13 protein-coding genes and 2 pseudogenes are annotated in these 15,364 nt (G+C 69.3%); 10 read left to right on the forward strand and 5 right to left on the reverse strand.

Annotated features, from left to right (window positions below):
- Nucleotides 1-23: 23 nt before the first annotated feature.
- From ACWCV9_RS12150 to ACWCV9_RS12160, 3 genes and pseudogenes are all read left to right on the forward strand, one after another.
- Nucleotides 24-446 carry an STAS domain-containing protein gene (locus ACWCV9_RS12150; RefSeq protein ID WP_450785911.1) on the forward strand — a complete coding sequence of 141 codons (423 nt, stop codon included), beginning with the start codon at nucleotides 24-26 and terminating at the stop codon, nucleotides 444-446.
- Between the two features lie 446 nt (nucleotides 447-892).
- Nucleotides 893-1,985: pseudogene (locus tag ACWCV9_RS12155) on the forward strand (IS110 family transposase).
- 186 nt (nucleotides 1,986-2,171) lie between these two features.
- On the forward strand, nucleotides 2,172-3,272 hold the full coding sequence (locus ACWCV9_RS12160; protein ID WP_450785913.1) for an IS110 family transposase: 1,101 nt from the start codon (nucleotides 2,172-2,174) through the stop codon (nucleotides 3,270-3,272).
- Between the two features lie 512 nt (nucleotides 3,273-3,784).
- On the opposite strand, the gene ACWCV9_RS12165 is transcribed toward ACWCV9_RS12160, so the two are convergent.
- The 4 genes and pseudogenes from ACWCV9_RS12165 to ACWCV9_RS12180 all read right to left on the reverse strand — a co-directional run bounded on the left by ACWCV9_RS12165 (nucleotide 3,785) and on the right by ACWCV9_RS12180 (nucleotide 7,515).
- Nucleotides 3,785-5,464: a SpoIIE family protein phosphatase gene (locus ACWCV9_RS12165; RefSeq protein WP_450785915.1), complete on the reverse strand. Its 1,680-nt coding sequence runs from the start codon at nucleotides 5,462-5,464 to the stop codon at nucleotides 3,785-3,787.
- Between the two features lie 327 nt (nucleotides 5,465-5,791).
- Nucleotides 5,792-6,217, reverse strand: a complete 426-nt coding sequence (locus tag ACWCV9_RS12170) for a transposase (protein ID WP_450785917.1) — start codon at nucleotides 6,215-6,217, stop codon at nucleotides 5,792-5,794.
- A gap of 232 nt (nucleotides 6,218-6,449) precedes the next feature.
- A pseudogene (locus tag ACWCV9_RS12175) lies at nucleotides 6,450-6,800 on the reverse strand (helix-turn-helix domain-containing protein); the annotation flags it as partial.
- A 154-nt stretch (nucleotides 6,801-6,954) separates the two neighbouring features.
- Complete coding sequence (locus tag ACWCV9_RS12180; RefSeq protein WP_030645405.1) at nucleotides 6,955-7,515, reverse strand: TetR/AcrR family transcriptional regulator; 561 nt, start codon at nucleotides 7,513-7,515, stop codon at nucleotides 6,955-6,957.
- Nucleotides 7,516-7,625: 110 nt separating this feature from the next.
- Here ACWCV9_RS12180 and ACWCV9_RS12185 point away from each other — a divergent pair, with 110 nt between their 5' ends.
- The 3 genes from ACWCV9_RS12185 to ACWCV9_RS12195 all read left to right on the forward strand — a co-directional run bounded on the left by ACWCV9_RS12185 (nucleotide 7,626) and on the right by ACWCV9_RS12195 (nucleotide 10,427).
- Entirely contained in the window at nucleotides 7,626-8,312 is a 687-nt protein-coding gene (locus ACWCV9_RS12185) for an SDR family oxidoreductase (protein WP_450785919.1), read from the forward strand.
- Between the two features lie 127 nt (nucleotides 8,313-8,439).
- The gene (locus tag ACWCV9_RS12190) at nucleotides 8,440-9,444 is read left to right on the forward strand and encodes an NADP-dependent oxidoreductase (protein ID WP_030645400.1); all 1,005 of its coding nucleotides are present in this window, start codon (nucleotides 8,440-8,442) and stop codon (nucleotides 9,442-9,444) included.
- Between the two features lie 92 nt (nucleotides 9,445-9,536).
- A complete protein-coding gene (locus tag ACWCV9_RS12195) occupies nucleotides 9,537-10,427 on the forward strand; it encodes an alpha/beta fold hydrolase (protein WP_351092540.1) in 891 nt (296 codons plus the stop codon).
- 632 nt (nucleotides 10,428-11,059) lie between these two features.
- On the opposite strand, the gene ACWCV9_RS12200 is transcribed toward ACWCV9_RS12195, so the two are convergent.
- Nucleotides 11,060-12,112 carry a fatty acid desaturase family protein gene (locus ACWCV9_RS12200; RefSeq protein WP_450785921.1) on the reverse strand — a complete coding sequence of 351 codons (1,053 nt, stop codon included), beginning with the start codon at nucleotides 12,110-12,112 and terminating at the stop codon, nucleotides 11,060-11,062.
- A gap of 255 nt (nucleotides 12,113-12,367) precedes the next feature.
- Between ACWCV9_RS12200 and ACWCV9_RS12205 the strand changes: the two genes are divergently transcribed.
- The 4 genes from ACWCV9_RS12205 to ACWCV9_RS12220 all read left to right on the forward strand — a co-directional run bounded on the left by ACWCV9_RS12205 (nucleotide 12,368) and on the right by ACWCV9_RS12220 (nucleotide 15,348).
- Nucleotides 12,368-13,345, forward strand: a complete 978-nt coding sequence (locus ACWCV9_RS12205; RefSeq protein ID WP_385842444.1) for a magnesium transporter CorA family protein — start codon at nucleotides 12,368-12,370, stop codon at nucleotides 13,343-13,345.
- A gap of 190 nt (nucleotides 13,346-13,535) precedes the next feature.
- A complete protein-coding gene (locus tag ACWCV9_RS12210) occupies nucleotides 13,536-14,072 on the forward strand; it encodes a DUF5994 family protein (protein WP_386417322.1) in 537 nt (178 codons plus the stop codon).
- A 6-nt stretch (nucleotides 14,073-14,078) separates the two neighbouring features.
- Entirely contained in the window at nucleotides 14,079-14,603 is a 525-nt protein-coding gene (locus ACWCV9_RS12215; RefSeq protein WP_385842446.1) for a hypothetical protein, read from the forward strand.
- A 259-nt stretch (nucleotides 14,604-14,862) separates the two neighbouring features.
- Nucleotides 14,863-15,348: a DUF5994 family protein gene (locus tag ACWCV9_RS12220; RefSeq protein WP_450785924.1), complete on the forward strand. Its 486-nt coding sequence runs from the start codon at nucleotides 14,863-14,865 to the stop codon at nucleotides 15,346-15,348.
- The last annotated feature ends 16 nt before the right edge of the window (nucleotides 15,349-15,364 follow it).

The raw sequence follows: 15,364 nt of genomic DNA on the forward strand, positions 1-15,364 counted from the left end.
ATCTGGAACGGAGTCCCTTCTTCATGCTCACTGTCCGGATGCAGCACGAGGACGCGACGATCGCACAGCTCCCGGAGGCGGTCGACTACGACAACGCGCCCCTTGTCGGCGCCCAGTGCGAGGACTTGGTCAACCGCGGCTGCACCACCCTGGTGCTGGACGCATCCCAGGTGCAGTACATGGACTCCTCCGGCATCAGCATGCTCATCACGCTGTCGCGCACCCTCAACCGCCGCGCCGGCACCCTGCGCGTGGCCGTTCTCAGCGCCCACTACGAGCAGGTGTGGCGCATGCTCGGGCTCGAGGAAGTGTTCCCCGTCTTCCCCACAGTGAACGCCGCCCTCCAGCCTCCTGCCGCAGGCAACATCCCCGGGACACCCGAGGAATGGACCACGCCTGACATGCCTGCCGCATGGGCAACCCGGACGGAGAAGACGCCGGGGTAGGGCGTGCCGACCTCATCGGTGCGGCGGCTGCACACGGAGATCCGCCGCAGTACCGACGTGGCCGGGATCTTTTCCGACCGCGTCGCCCTGGTGAGGTTTTCGGCGCCGTCCCGGCCGAGCAGAACGGCGAATGGACCGCGTTCACCGTTGCGTGGCAACCACTTCAGTCGTTCGTACATTTTCCGGAGGTGCCGACGCCGCCGCCGACTTCTGCCTGGCTGAAGATGCCCGTCGACGTTTCCTGTTCCGTGCTGCTGTCGGCGCACGGTCGGAAGTCGAGAACTCCGGCAGCGTGCGGAACCCGCGATCAGCCATAGCTCGCGCAACTATCGACACGTACTGTCCCAATAGGGGCCTTGCCGAGTTCAGGCGCCATCACGGTTCAGACCGCCCGAGCAGGCCGGTGCCATCCATCCAGCACGTCACCATGCGAGAGGCGAACCACCATGACGATCAGACAGCTCAGCACCTCCTCGAGCACAGACCCTCCCGTGCGGAAAGAGGTCGTACTGGGCGTGGACACGCACGGCGAGGTGCATGTCGCCGCCGTGATCTCCCCGCTGGGGAAGGTAGGTCCTGGGCACCGCGTCCTTTCCGGCCACGGCGGCCGGCTATCGGCAGCTTCTCGTGTGGGCCCGCAAGCGGGGGACGGTGCGCCGTGCCGGTGTGGAGGGCACCGGCACCTTCGGCGCGGGCCTGGCCCGCTACCTGCTGGCGCAGCAGGTCGAGGTATACGAAGTGAACCGCCCCGACCGCTCGGCCCGCCGCCTGCTGGGGAAGTCGGATCCGCCTGACGCTCAGGCCGCCGCGCAGGTCGTGCTCAGCGGTCGCGCCCGGGCCCGGGCCAAGTCCGGCGGCGGTCCGGTGCACAGCGCCCGGATGTTCAAGCTCGCCAAGGACTCCGCGGTCAAGGCCCGTACCCAGGCGATCAACCAGCTCAAGGCCGCCCTGGTCATCGCCGATCCCGCCCTTCGGGAACAGCTGTCCAGCCTGGGCAATCGTGAGCTGTTCCGCACCTGCGCACGCCTCGGGCCAGACGACGGCGAGGACGCGGTGGCCCAGGCCACCCACCTGACCCTGCGCATGCTCGCCGAGCGCATTGAGCAGCTCACCGGGCAGATCGACGAGCTGAACCAACGCCTGACCCGGCTCGTCGAACGCCACGCCCCACAGCTGTTCGTGCCGGTGGGGATCGGTCCGGACAGCGCCGTCACTCTCCTGATCACCATGGGGGACAACCCCGAGCGGCTGAACACTGAGGCGTCCTTTGCTGCCCTTTGCGGAGTCAGCCCCATCGAGTACTCCTCCGGTCGGCGGCGCACGCGTCGGCTCAACTACGGCGGCGACCGGCAGGCCAATGCCGCCCTGCACCGCATCGTCTTCACCCGCCTGCGCCACGACCCGCGCACCCAGGAGTACTACGAACGCCGCACACAGGAGGGCAAGACCCGACGCGAGATCATCCGATGCCTCAAGCGCTACGCGGCCCGCGAGGTCTTCAACCTGGTCAGACCGGTTGCCCGCACCCCTGCGTTATAGGGGCGTCTGACCGGGGTGTCCTGATCACACTGTGTCGACCACCGGCCGGGGGCGGCGCGTTGCTGGTCTCGGGCTGACCGGGCGTGTCTCGATAGGGGCCTGCCAGAAAGGCGTCATCACGATTCTGACCGTCCGCACGGCCCGGTGCCGGCTAGCGATAGGCCGTCGGCCTGAAAGGGAACGAACGTGACCGGCACACCATCCGCTTCGCGTTCTCGTCGGCGCCGGCCGACGGCGGAGGTGGTCCTGGGAGTGGGCACGCACCGGGATGCCCATGTTGCCGCGGTGCTCTCCCTGGTGGGGGAAGTGATCGGCACCGCAGAGTTCCCGGCCAGTGCGGCTGGGTACCGGGACCTGCTGGGGTGGGCCAGGGCGTCGGGTACGGTGCGCCGGGCCGGAGTGGAAGGGACCGGTTCCTTCGGGGCGGCCCTGTCCCGCTACCTGCTGGCCCAGGGCGTGGACGTTTTCGATGTGAACCGGTTCGACCGGGCCGACCGCCGACGGCGAGGCAAGTCCGACCCGCTCGATGCCGAGAACGCGGCCCGGGCGGTGTTGAGCGGACGGGCGCGCGCCCAGGCCAAGACTGGCGACGGGCCGGTGGAGATCGCCCGGATGTACAAACTGGCCAAGGACTCGGCGGTCAAGGCCCGCACCCAGGCGATCAACCAGCTCAAGGCCGTCCTCATCCGTGCCGATTCTCAGCTGAGGGAGGAACTTGCCGGGCTGGGCAACGCAGAACTCTTCCGCACCTGCGTCGGGCTCGTCGACGACAGTCTGAACCACGAGGCCGACGAAGGGGCGGTGCTCCACGCTACGCACATCACCCTGTGCCTGCTGGCCAGGCGCATCAGTCAGCTCAGCGAAGAGATCCAGGACCTGGAAGGCCGCCTGACCCGGCTGGTGGAACGCCACGCTCCGCAGTTGCTCGCGGTGGTGGGCATCGGTCCGGATACGGCCGTCACTTTGCTGATCACGGTGAGGGACAACCCGGAACGCCTGGGCAGTGAGGCGTCGTTTGCAGCGCTGTGCGGGGTCAGCCCGGTCGAGCGTTCCTCGGGCAGTCGGCAGTACCGTCGCCTCAACCGCGGCGGCGACCGGCAAGCCAACGCGGCCCTGCACCGTATCGTGCAGACCCGCCTGCGCGTCGATCCGCGCACCCAGGAGTACTACGAACGCCGCAGCAAGGAGGGCAAGACCCGGCGCGAGATAGTCCGAAGCCTCAAGCGTTACGCGGCCCGGGAGGTCTACCACCTGGTCAGACCTATGCAGCCGCAACCCGCGTCATAGGGGCAGTGTGATAGCGGTGTTCGACGAGAAGCCTCGCCGGTGCGGTCCGACGGGGTTTCTCACAGGTGCGTGCAACGTCCGCCGAGGGCACCGTTTTGCCCGGCTTCTCCCCTCCTGAGCACCCGAAGCAAGGAGGGGGCGACGCCGCCGCTCTGACGGCCGAGGCACAGCCTGTCACCCAGGGACTCTCCGCCCAAGCGGGAGGCACTCTTCGCTTCTGCAAACTCATCGGCCTTTGAGGAGTGTCTACGGCACGGCATGTCTCTCCGAGGCCGGGCGGATCGCGAACCGCGCCCACGCGACCAACCGAGCGTCGGTGAACTCGGTGCGTGGTCGTGCGGCCGACGTACTGGAAGCGGTCGCGTCCACGTCACACCAGATCCCTTCCACCAAGAAGGGCAGGCGTGCGGGTCTCACGCGAACCCGTCTCCTCGTCATCGACCAGGGGGAGGTAACGCTCCGCGACCGCTCCGCAAGATGAGGTCCACGCCTGTAGTTGCCCACGTCATGGTTCAGGACGGCATCCGCAGGGCGAGCAGGGCCACGTCATCGGTGTTGCCGGGTGGCATGCGGCCGAGTAGCTGATCGCACAGGGTGTCGAGCGGTTCGTGGGCGAGAGCGAGGGCGTGGTGGCGCAGACGGGTGAGGCCGGTGTCGAGGTCGCTGCCGGGGATTTCGATCAGGCCGTCGGTGTAGAGCAGCAGGGTGGAACCCGGCGGCAGCGACTGCGCGGCGTTCGGTCGGCTGCCGACGGTGCTCGAACCGGCGCCAAGGAGGAGCCCCTGCCCGGCTTCGAGGTACTGCGCGTGTCCGCCCTGGGCCAGCAGGAGGGGCGGCGGATGCCCGGCGCTGGTCCACCGCAGCGTCCATGGGCCGGTGTGCGGGCTGCCTTCGAGCAGGGCGAGGACGAGGGTGGCCATGGGGACGGTGGTGATGGCCGGCAGGGCGTCGTCGAGGCGGTCCACGACAGCGCCGGGTGGGCCGGCGCGGTCCCAGGCCAGTGACCGCAGGATGCCGTGCAGTTGTGCCATGCCGGCCGCGGCGGTGAGATCGTGACCCAGGACGTCGCCGATGACCAGCGCGAGCGTGCCGTCCTTCAGCTCGAAGGCGTCGTACCAGTCGCCACCGACCTGGGAGCCGGCCGGGGCGGGCTGGTAACGGGCGGCCAGTTGCAGGCGGCCGAGCCGGGGCAGCGGGGCGAGCAGGTTGCGCTGCATGGCCTCGGCGACGGCGCGCTGGCGGCCGAACCGGCGGGCGTTGTCGATGACCAGGCCGACCCGGCGGCCGATGTCGCCCACCACTTTCAGATCGTCGGTGTCGAAGGGGGTCTCCGGGGCGGTGCGCACCAGCGTCAGGGCGCCGGTGACCTGACGGGCGGAGCCCAGCGGCACGGTGAGGGCGGATGTCGCGCCCACCGCCCGCAGGAAGCCGCTGTGGACGGCGGCCAGGGCAGAGCCGGCCGGCTCGGCGACGTCTGCTTCGCGCTGCAGAACGGGATCACCGCCGTTCAATACCTGGACGAGCGGAGAGTGGGCTTTTCCCACCTCCGTCTGGGGCAGGCGCTCGCGCCAGTCCTCCTGCGCGGCGTGGCGGCCCCCCGGGCCCGTCACCGCCACACGGTGGACCTGTCCGGTACCGACCCGCAGGTCTACCGCCGCCCAGTCGGCCAGGCGGGGAACCAGCAGGCGGCCCAGCCGGGCGAGGGCCTCGTCGATCTCGAGTGTCTGACCCAGCACGTCGGTGATCTCCGCCACCAGCGTCAGCCGCTCGGTGCGGTCCTCCAGAGCCCGCGTGTAGGCCGCACGCTCCCGGCGCGTGCTGCGGTTGCCGGCGGCGTCGGTCAACAGCACGGCCATGCCCTGGAAGGCGCTGTCGTCCCTCAGAGGGGAAGCGGACCAGGAGATCGCGGTCAGACGGCCGTCACCGCGTAGACAGATCTCACCCTCCCCCCGTGCCTCGGCTCTCTCGGCCAGGGACCGCAGTAGTGGGCACTGCTCCCGGGGCACCGGGCCGCCGGCCGCGTCCCGGTGCAGCAGGTCGTGTGCGTCCTCGCCCCGCATGGCGGCGGCGGCACGGCCCAGCAGGCGCTCGGCAGCCGGGTTGACCGCGAGAATCCGTCCAGTGGGGTCCACCACGATGAGAGCTGTGCCCAGCCGTCGGACGACCTGCCGCCAGAAATCCGGCTCGGCCACCGACCGGCACCGCCCCTCATCTCCCATGTCCTCCACCATGCCGCCTTTCCAGCCATGCAAACCCTCGCCGGAAACCGCGGACGCGTTGGCAGGCCGACACACCAGCGGATCGACGACTGCGGAGTTGACAACGATCGGTACGACCTGCATCAACGCTATGCCCGAGCGGCAGGGAACGGGCTCGTCTCGACCGGTCTGAGTAGTCTTCGTCGTAAGTCCTTCGGGGGTTGATCATGCGGCGAGTCGGGGCAAGGATTCTTCTGGGCGATCGGCGGCGTGTCGGTCGAGCCTGGCCAGCAGATCGTCCAGGTCGGAGGTGGTGAACTTTCACTGGAACGGCTGCGCCGTGGCGTTGTAGCGGTCTTCGAAGGCTCGGAGCCGGTTCCCGACTTGGCAAAGGTCGGTGAAGTCGTTGGGCGAGAGGGCCTTGCGCTGTACGGCGGAGAAATAGACCTCGACTTGGTTCAGCCAAGAGGCGCGCACGGGGGTGTGGACCAGTACCGCGTTCGAGAACCCAGTGGTCAGCCGGGCTGTTGCGGCCTTGCCGCAGTGGGAGGAGCCGTTGTCGACGATCCAGAACACGCGTTTCGCGCTGGCGTAGGGTTCTTGGCTCATGACCTGGGTGACCAGGTTCATGAACGGGCCGATGCCGGTGGTCGGCTCGCAGCGGCCGAACACCTTGGCCTGGTGGACGTCGTAGGCGGCCAGGTAGGCCAGTGCTCCGCCGCGCCCGTAAGTGTGGTTGACCCGCACCGCCCTGGCCTGCCCGGGGGCGAGGGGTGGGGTGACAGCGGCAGCGGGCCTGGATGGAGGTCTTCTCGTCCGCGCTGATCACATACTCGTCCGCGCCGAGCGGCTCGCCGTCCCAGGCGCGGGTGTACAGGTCAAGGACACGGGCTGCCTTGAGCCGGAAGCCGGGGTCGCTGATGAAGATCCAGGACCGGTGTTGCCAGGGTTTGATCGCGTCCTGGACGAGCCAGCGTCGCACTGTGGAAGCGGAGATTGTGTCGACGATGGCGCGGGCGATGACCTCGCGGGCCAGCTCCGAGGCCGACCGGCGGGACAGTGGCGTGCCGCTCTCCGCGGGCAGTTGACAGGCCAGCGCCTTGACCTTGGCCCTCTGTAACGGGGCGAAGGAAGCGGGACGCCCGGAACGCTTGCGGTCGGACAGGGCGGGCAGCCGGTTCCCGGCGAAACGGTCGCGCCAGGTGCGGACGGTCTCCACCTGCAGCCCGGTCTCGCGGGCGATGCGCGCGTTGGAGCGGCCCCGAGCCGCGTACAAGACGACCTGGGCGCGCTGGCGCAGCCGGTGCTCTGTCTTGTGGCCGTAGGCCATCTTCTTCAGCCGCTCACGCTCGGAGGCCGTCAGGACGATCGGGCATGCGGCGGTGCGATGCAACGCGGGAGAGCCGTGCACGAGAAGTGGATGGCGACGGGGTGCAAAGAAGCGCGCCCTTCCTGCGGCGTGCCGCCCTGCACCGTCTCTGTGGTCAGTTGGTGCCGATCAGTGCCGTGCGTGCGGCGGTGAGGATCTCGTCGGAGAGCGGGGTGCCGTTGGTGGCTCGGGACAGGACGAGTGCGCCGAGCATGGTGCACAGCCGGGTGATGCCGTCCTGGTCCTCGGTGGCGAGGAAGTCGGCGAAGTCGCCCACGCCCTGGCTGTAGACGCGGTGGGCCTCGGTCTCTCCGCCGTCGCGGGCCATGTCGGTGGCGAGTGCGGCGGCGGGGCAGCCGTCAGCCGGGCTGTCGCGGTGTTCGACGGAGAGGTAGGCGTCGATCAGCGCCCGCTGGGCGGCGTCGCGCTGCCCGGCGTACTGATCGAGCCCGTCCTTGTGGTGCTGGGCGAGTTCGGCGAACGCGTGGGCGGTGGCTTCGTCGATGAGGGCCTCCTTGGAGGCGAACTGCTTGTAGAAGCCGCCGTGGGTCAGGCCGGCCGACTTCATGAGGTCGGCGACGCTCAGGCGGGTGCCCTCTTCCCGAAGCAGCCGAGAGGCGGTCTCCACGACCCGTCGGCGGTTCTCCTGTGCCTGTGCCTGCGATACGCGGCCCATCGGTCACCCCTCCCAGTTGGATGTCGAGCGAAATCTATTCTAGGCTGAGATTTAGATGACGGATGCAATCTATCGTGCGGTCGTCGCCGTGCTCAACGCTGGGAGTGCTCATGGAACTGAAGGACGCGGTCGCGGTGGTCACCGGCGCCAACCGGGGGCTCGGGCGGCATCTGGCCGCCCAGCTCATGGCGCGCGGGGCCAAGGTGTACGCGGCGGCCCGCCGCCCCGAGGCGGTGGACCTGCCCGGGGCCGTCCCGCTGCGGCTCGACCTGACGGACGCGGAGTCGATCCGGGAGGCGGCCCGCACCGCCTCTGACGCGACGCTGCTGGTGAACAACGCCGGCATCTCCACCGGCACGCCGCTGATCGCGGGCGGCTTGGAAGCGGTGCGCCTGGAGATGGAGGTGAACTTCTTCGGCCCGCTCGCCGTGACCCGGGCCTTCGCCCCGGTCATCGAGTCCAACGGTGGCGGCGCCGTGCTCAACGTGCTGTCCGTCCTGTCCTGGCTGCACCCGGCCGGCCTCGGCTCCTACGCCGCGGCGAAGGCCGCCGCCTGGGCGCTGACCGGTGCGGTCCGGGAGGAGCTGGTGCCCCGCGGCATCGCCGTGACGGCGCTGCACGTCGGATACATGGACACCGACATGGCCGCCAGCGTTCCCGCCGAGCAGAAGGCCGACCCGGCCGAGGTCGCCGCCCAGGCTCTGTCAGGCATCGAGACGGGCCTGCCCGAGGTCCTCGCCGACGACGTCACCCGGCACGTGAAGCAGGGCCTGGCCGCCGCGCCGAATGCGGGGTGAGGCGCCCCCGCCGCATCGGCGCGGAGCCCTCTGAACCAGCAGTGCAGACAAGAAAGTACCTCGTACCGGGGCAAGCCTGGAGCGAGCGGAGACCCCGTCCCCCTGCGGGCGGAAAACGGAGATGATGATGAAGGCGTACCTGATCGAGAAGTACGGTGACCAGTCCGCGGTGCGCGCCGCCGAGCTGCCCGATCCGAAGCCGGGCGCCGACGACGTGCTGGTCAAGATCCACGCGGCGAGCGTCAACCCGCTGGACTTCAAGATCCGCGACGGTGCCTTCAAGCGGATCCTCCCGTACCGCCTGCCTCTCATCCTGGGCAACGATCTCGCTGGAGTGGTGGTCAAGGTCGGCTCGGCCGTCACCCGCTTCGCGGTGGGCGACGAGGTCTACGCGCGGCCCGACAAGGACCGCATCGGCACCTTCGCCGAACTCATCGCCGTCCACCAGGACGACCTGGCCCACAAGCCGGCCACCCTCACCATGGCGGAGGCCGCCTCCCTTCCCCTGGTCGCCCTCACCTCATGGCAGGCGCTGGTCGAGAAGGCACGGGTCCGGCCGGGCCAGAAGGTCCTCATCCACGCGGGCTCCGGCGGGGTGGGCACCATCGCCCTCCAACTGGCCAGGCACCTGGGCGCACACGTGGCCACTACCGCGAGCGCGGCCAATACCGCCCTGTCCAAGGAGCTCGGCGCGGACGTCGTCATCGACTACCGCACCCAGGACTTCGAGGACGTCCTGGACGGCTACGACGTCGTCCTGGACACCCTCGGCGGCAAGACCCTGGAGAAGTCCCTGCGCATCCTCAAGCCCGGTGGGAAGGTCATCAGCATCGCCGGACCCCCCGACGCGGACTTCGCCCGCGAGCTGGGCGCGAACCCGGTCCTGCGCCAGGCGATGAACGCGCTGAGCTTCACGACCCGGCGCCACGCCAAGCGCCAGGGCGTGACGTACTCCTTCCTGTTCATGAAGGCCGACGGCGAGCAGCTGCGCGAGATCACCCGGCTCGTCGACGCCGGGAAGATCCGCCCCGTCGTCGACTGTGTCTTCCCCTTCGAGCAGGGCCGCGAAGCCATGGAGTACGCCGAGAAGGGACGCGCCAAGGCCGGCAAGGTCGTCATCGCGACGGTGTGAGCACCAGCCCCCGCCGCTCCACCGCCAGGCCCCGGGCGGCGAGAGGATCCCACACCCCACCACCCCTACCCTCCACACCCCAGGAACCGATCATGAGCGCACCGCGCAGGTCCCCCACCCCCAGGCCCGCCCCGTCGACGTACAAAGATGCACCGACCCGTTCGGTGTCCGTGCGCGGCGTCGACTTCGTCTACCGCCAGCTCGGCTCGGAAGGAGACGGCGTACCACTGATCCTGCTCCACCACCTGACCGCTGTCCTGGACAACTGGGACCCCCGCGTCGTCGACGGACTCGCCGCCCGGCGCCAGGTGATCGCCTTCGACAACCGCGGAGTCGGCGCGTCGGGCGGCTCCACCCCCGACACCATCGAAGCGATGGCCCGCGACGCAGTGCTGTTCATCCGAGCCCTGGGCTTCGAGCAGGTCGACCTGCTCGGCCTGTCGATGGGCGGCTTCATCGCCCAGGTCATCGCAGCCGAGGAACCGCAGCTGGTGCGCAGGGTCGTCCTCGCGGGCACCGGCCCCGCCGGAGGCCCGGGCATCGACAAGGTCACCGCACTGACCCTCCGGGACATCCTGAAGGGCTTCCTGACCCGCAAGGACCCCAAGCAGTTCCTCTTCTTCACCGACACCGAACACGGCCGACGCGAAGCACGCGCCTTCCTCAAACGGCTGAAGGAACGCACCAGCGACCGCGACAGGGCCATCTCGCTGACGTCGTTCCGCGCCCAGCTCAAGGCCATCCACCGATGGGGCCTGCAGGCGCCCGCGGACCTGTCGCGCATCCACCAGCCAGTCCTGGTGGCCAACGGCGAGAGCGACCGGATGGTGCCGAGCGAGAACACCCTCGACCTCGCCGCACGCCTGCCCCGGAGCGAACTCGTCCCCCTCTACCCGGACGCCGGACACGGCGGGATCTTCCAGTTCCACAACGAGTTCGTGGCCAGAGCCCTCGCATTCCTCGAAGCACAGCCCGTCGCCTGACTCCTGACGCCACATCCCTCCGCCGCCTCGGCCCCAGGCGCGCCCGGGACAAGGCGGGGCCGGGCGAGCCAGCCTCCCCCGATCAGACGCCTCCTGTACGCCGGCATTCCCATCGGCACCCGAGAATGCCCTCGGCATCGCATGCCAGATCCGCCCCGTCACCTGGCCACAAGCCCGCCGACGCCCAGCCGCGAAGTCAACCCCCGAAAGACTTACGACGCAGACCACTGAGTCGTACTGCCCAGAAGTACGCTGGAGTTACCGAGGACCCTTCGAACATCGGCCTTCATGTCTGTGTAGTTCTCGGTGATCCAATACGCCGGGCCGCTTCCGGTCGGCCCGAGGCAGGGTTCGCGTCATGACTGCGACCATCTCCCGCCCGGCTTCACCCGAAGGCGGGTTCGCCCCGTCCTTCGCCTCACGCTCGCTCCCACCCGGTTCCGCACCGGCCCTGCTGCACCGCCTGGTGGCCGCGCTCGCGCGACCGCGTTAGCAGCCACCTCAAGGGGAGCCGTGAGGCGGCGCAGCCCCGCCGGGAAGCCGACGGGGCTGTTCCGGCAATTGCGTTTCACCGGATCACTGCAGCCGGGCACCGGGACAGGGCTCTGGAGTACGCCGCCGGCGCCGGTGCGTCATGCTGGGGCGCTGCCGATACGGGCTCGCCGCAGTGGCGCTCCTGCTCGGTGGAGGCTGGCGAGTGCTTGCCGGTAGGAGGCGATCAGTCCGGTTTCCAGGTAGTCGACTCCCAGGTCCTGGCAGTAGTGGCGGACGAGGGGCCGGGCCTTGCGCAGGTTGGGGCTGGGCATGCTGGGGAACAGGTGGTGTTCGATCTGGTGGTTCAGTCCGCCCAGGGCGAGGTCGGTGAACCAGCTGCCGCGTACGTTGCGTGCGGTGAGGACTTGTCGGCGCAGGAAGTCGGGGCGGTCGTTGCCGGTGAGGATCGGCATGCCTTTGTGGTTGGGGGCGAAGAGGCAGCCGAGGTAGAGGCCGAACAGGCCCTGGTTGACGGCCAGGAACGCGATCGCCATGCCGGGCGGGAGGACGAGGAACACTGCGGTCAGGTAGGCGGCGGTGTGCCCGTAGAGCAGCGTGCCGTCCAGGGCGCGGTTCTTCAGGGCGCGGTTGCCCAGTGCTCGCGCGCTGGAGACGTGCAGGTTGACCCCTTCGAGCAGGAGCAGGGGAAAGAAGAGGAACGCCTGCCGGCGGCCGATGATCCTCGGCAGTCCGGTCGCGGCGCGGGCCTGGTCCTGGGACCACACCAGCAGGTCGGGGGTGATGTCGGGGTCGAGGCCCTCGTGGTTGGGGTTGGCGTGGTGGCGGGTGTGTTTGTCCTGCCACCATCCGTAGCCCATCCCGATCGCGGCCCCGGCGATGCGGCCGGCCGTCTCGCTGGGCCGGCGCCGGCGGAAGACCTGGCGGTGGGCGACGTCGTGGGCGAGCAGAGCGACCTGCCCGAACATCACGGCGAGGAACGCGGCGAGCGCCAGGGTCCACCACCCGGCGCCGATGAGGGCGAACGCGCTCCAGCCGCCGGCGTAGGCGACGGCCACGACGATGGACCGGACGGTGTAGTAGCCGGGGCGCCGGTTCATCAGGCCGGCCTCGGCGATCTTCTTCGACAGCCGGGCGAAATCACTGCCACCTGCGGGGGGAGGCGGGCGACGGCGCGGGGTATGCGTGGTCATGGTCTCGGAGTGCCCTTCCCGGCTGACGGGCCGCATCCGGTCATGCGGTGTACGCCGGATGCGATGCGGCAGCCGGGTACCCACATCCCTGCCTTCGGACCGGCACCCCGGTGCTTGTTGGCCGGAGCCTGCGGATGTCGCCGGGCTTTGACGTCGTGAGATCCTCCCCGGAGGGTGACTGCTGTCGATGAACCTGCCGCGCTGGCAATCGGGGCGAAGCGGCATGGAAGGGATATAAGACACTAGCCTCGGGTCATGGTGACGCGTACCCGGCTGTATCACGACGGCACTCTCGTCCTGGAGGACTTTCCCGTCGGTGACGTCCCTGCGCATCTCGCTGATCCGGCGTCGGTCCTGTGGCTGGACCTGCACCGGCCCGGAGCCGCTGAACTCACCATGCTCGGTCAGGAGTTCGGCATCCACGAACTGGCTCTGGAGGATGCCGCCCAGCGTGGACAGCGGCCGAAACTCGACCGCTATCGCACCCACGAGTTCCTCAGCGCCTATGCCGTGACCGTCAGCCCGGACGGTGCGCAGCTGACGTACAGCGAGATCGCCGTATTCCTCACCGGCCAGGCCATGATCACCGTCCGCAAGGACGACGGCTTCGACATCGAGGACGTCGTCGCCCGCTGGGACGAGAGCCCGGACCTGGCCGGCCACGGCGTCGGATTCCTGCTGCACGGCCTGCTCGACCATCTCGTGGACGGACACTTCGCCGCCGTCCAGCAACTGGACGACGGCATCGAGGAGCTGGAGGGCCTGCTCTTCGCGGCTGGGCGCCGTGAGATCGAAGCCGTGCAGCGCCGGGTCTTCGCGCTGCGTAAATCGCTCGTCCGGCTGCGCCGCGTCGTGCTTCCGATGCGCGAGGTGGTCAATGGGCTCATGCGCCCCGGCCTGCACCTGATCACCGACCCTCTCGTCCCGTACTACCAGGACGTCTACGACCACGTGCTGCGTGCCACCGAGTGGACGGAATCACTGCGGGACCTGGTGGCCTCGGTCATGGAGACGAACCTCTCGGTCCAGGCCAACAGCATGAACCTGATCATGAAGAAGGTGACGAGCTGGGCCGCGATCATCGCCGTACCCACCGCGATCACCGGCTACTACGGCCAGAACCTCCCCTATCCCGGTTTCGGCCGCGAGTCGGGATTCATCACCTCCGCCGCAGTCATCGTGCTCCTGTCCGCATTGCTGTATCTGACGTTCAAGCGCAAGGACTGGCTCTGACCGGCATCGGCACCGGCGACCCGGTCCCGAAGGCAGGAAACTGCCTGGTCATCCCGGGCTTTTCGGACCGGTGAGCGGAGTAGTGTTGAAGACACCGGGAGTTCTTCGCGCACCGGCTCCGATGCGGGTGCCGTTCCCGGTGATCGACAGCGCCGGGCCGCACCCACGAGCCCGGGGACAGGTCCGCGCCATGGCTGTGACCATTGACCGTACGACATCGATCAGATGTGCGCCGCCGCAGCCGGCCCGGCTGTCCCTGACGCCCGCGCCGGGCGGGCTGGACGGTATGTGGTGGCCTCGCTCCCGCGCCTTCACCCGTGAGCTGCCGTCGTTGACGGCCGCATTGGGCGATCTCTGGGGTCGTATCACGAGTGTCACCGTGCACCCGGCCTACTGGCCCGTCCTGCCGCACTGGGTGTCCTACGCCGGGCGCACCGTGCAGGTGGGCTGGTCCACCGAGGAGCAGGATCCCCACAGACTCACTCTTTTCTCCGCTGACGGCCGCCGGGACGTGCTGGTGATTCCGCCGGAAACCGGTGCGGATGCCGCCGCGCAGCTGATGGCCGGCGACGGCGTCGATGCCTCGGCCCGGGAGCAAGCAGCAGACAGGATCGATGCACGAAACAGGGAAGAAGCCTGGGAGGCCGACGGCGGAGCAGGTCGACCGTCGTCCCTGCCCCGGCCCATCGGCTCGGCAGGGCCTTCGCCCGCCGGTCGGCGGAGGTGAGATCCCATGCTCGTCATCGCCGTGGCCGTGCTGCTCGTCCTGATCGCCGTCGGAGTCGTTCTGATCCACCGGCTCAACGGCCAGCACGCCGAACGGATCGCTGCCTTCCACTACAGCGATGTTCTGCCGGGGATCGGGCGTCGGCCCCGGAGACACCGTCGGTCGGTGGACGCGACCGTTCCGACGCGCCCCACCGCGACGGCGACCGCGGATGACATCGGCTTCGGCCCGACCGTGGGCGGTAGAGGAAGGCGCGTCATGGCGATGTTGCGAGACCGAAAGACGTACCGCGAGAGGATCATGCAGGCTCTGTACCAAGCCGCCGAAGGCAATCGCCTCCTGGGTGTCGATGGGGCGAAGCTCCGCACGGACCTGGGTATCCCTGAGCAGGACATGGCCGCTGCCTGTATGTACCTGGCAGGTGAAGGCTGGGTCGTCGTGGACTGGGAGAGGGGCAACACGCCCGGGATGATCACGCTGACGCACCAGGGGATCCGGCAGATGGAGACGGAAGAGGAAGGGCGTGGCTGAGCCGCCGCGTCGGCGTCTCGGACCGAAGTGAACCCTCGCAAGGATTGCTTACGACGGATGCGGGTCGGCGCACGCTCACGTGCAATGACCCGGAAGGGCGGCTCCGGCGGGTATACGCCGGAGCCGTTGCCTGTTTTCGCAACCGCGCCCTGCGGCGAAGCGCTCGCGGGCGCGTCGTGCGGAGTACCGTGAGGTAGGAGGGTCGTATCGTGGCCGCACGCCGTGCGGTCGCACTGCTCTCTGCGGACGGGCGGACACCATGGCAGGCTCAGACACCCCCGACTTCCCCAGGCTCCTGCCGGACGCCGTGCACCGGTCGGTGCACCCCGGGACGGCCCTGCTGCGGCTGGAGACGACACACGCACGCGAGGGAATCCTGGACGGCGCATGGTGGCCGCGGTCCCGGGACATCGGTGCCGAGCTTCCCTCGCTGATCTCCGCGTTGACCGAGCATCTCGGGCCTGTCACCCGGGTCGGTCTGGACGGCAGTGCCTGGGACGAACTGCCGACCCGGGTGATGGTCGACGACCGGGTCGTGCACATCGACTCCTTTCCGGTCGGTGACGACACCGTCCTCATCACCCGGGGCGACCGGGACCATTTCTCCCTGATGCTGGTCCCTCCGGACACGCCGCCCGATGCGGCACGCGCCGCGATGGCCCGGGCCGTACGGGCCGAAAACGTCACCGAGGCCAAACAGATCCTCATCGATACGGGCGGCGGCATGCCTCCTGCGCCGGCCTGACACGTCCGTCGCAGAT

It is taken from the genome of Streptomyces sp. NPDC001606, from assembly GCF_053596835.1.

Coding starts and splice junctions, on each gene's coding strand:
- ACWCV9_RS12215 (WP_385842446.1), top strand. CDS start 14,079: ATGCTCGTCATCGCCGTGGCCGTGCTGCTCGTCCTGATCGCCGTCGGA.
- ACWCV9_RS12210 (WP_386417322.1), top strand. CDS start 13,536: ATGGCTGTGACCATTGACCGTACGACATCGATCAGATGTGCGCCGCCG.
- ACWCV9_RS12205 (WP_385842444.1), top strand. CDS start 12,368: ATGGTGACGCGTACCCGGCTGTATCACGACGGCACTCTCGTCCTGGAG.
- ACWCV9_RS12200 (WP_450785921.1), bottom strand. CDS start 12,112: ATGACCACGCATACCCCGCGCCGTCGCCCGCCTCCCCCCGCAGGTGGC.
- ACWCV9_RS12195 (WP_351092540.1), top strand. CDS start 9,537: ATGAGCGCACCGCGCAGGTCCCCCACCCCCAGGCCCGCCCCGTCGACG.
- ACWCV9_RS12190 (WP_030645400.1), top strand. CDS start 8,440: ATGAAGGCGTACCTGATCGAGAAGTACGGTGACCAGTCCGCGGTGCGC.
- ACWCV9_RS12220 (WP_450785924.1), top strand. CDS start 14,863: ATGGCAGGCTCAGACACCCCCGACTTCCCCAGGCTCCTGCCGGACGCC.
- ACWCV9_RS12150 (WP_450785911.1), top strand. CDS start 24: ATGCTCACTGTCCGGATGCAGCACGAGGACGCGACGATCGCACAGCTC.
- ACWCV9_RS12185 (WP_450785919.1), top strand. CDS start 7,626: ATGGAACTGAAGGACGCGGTCGCGGTGGTCACCGGCGCCAACCGGGGG.
- ACWCV9_RS12180 (WP_030645405.1), bottom strand. CDS start 7,515: ATGGGCCGCGTATCGCAGGCACAGGCACAGGAGAACCGCCGACGGGTC.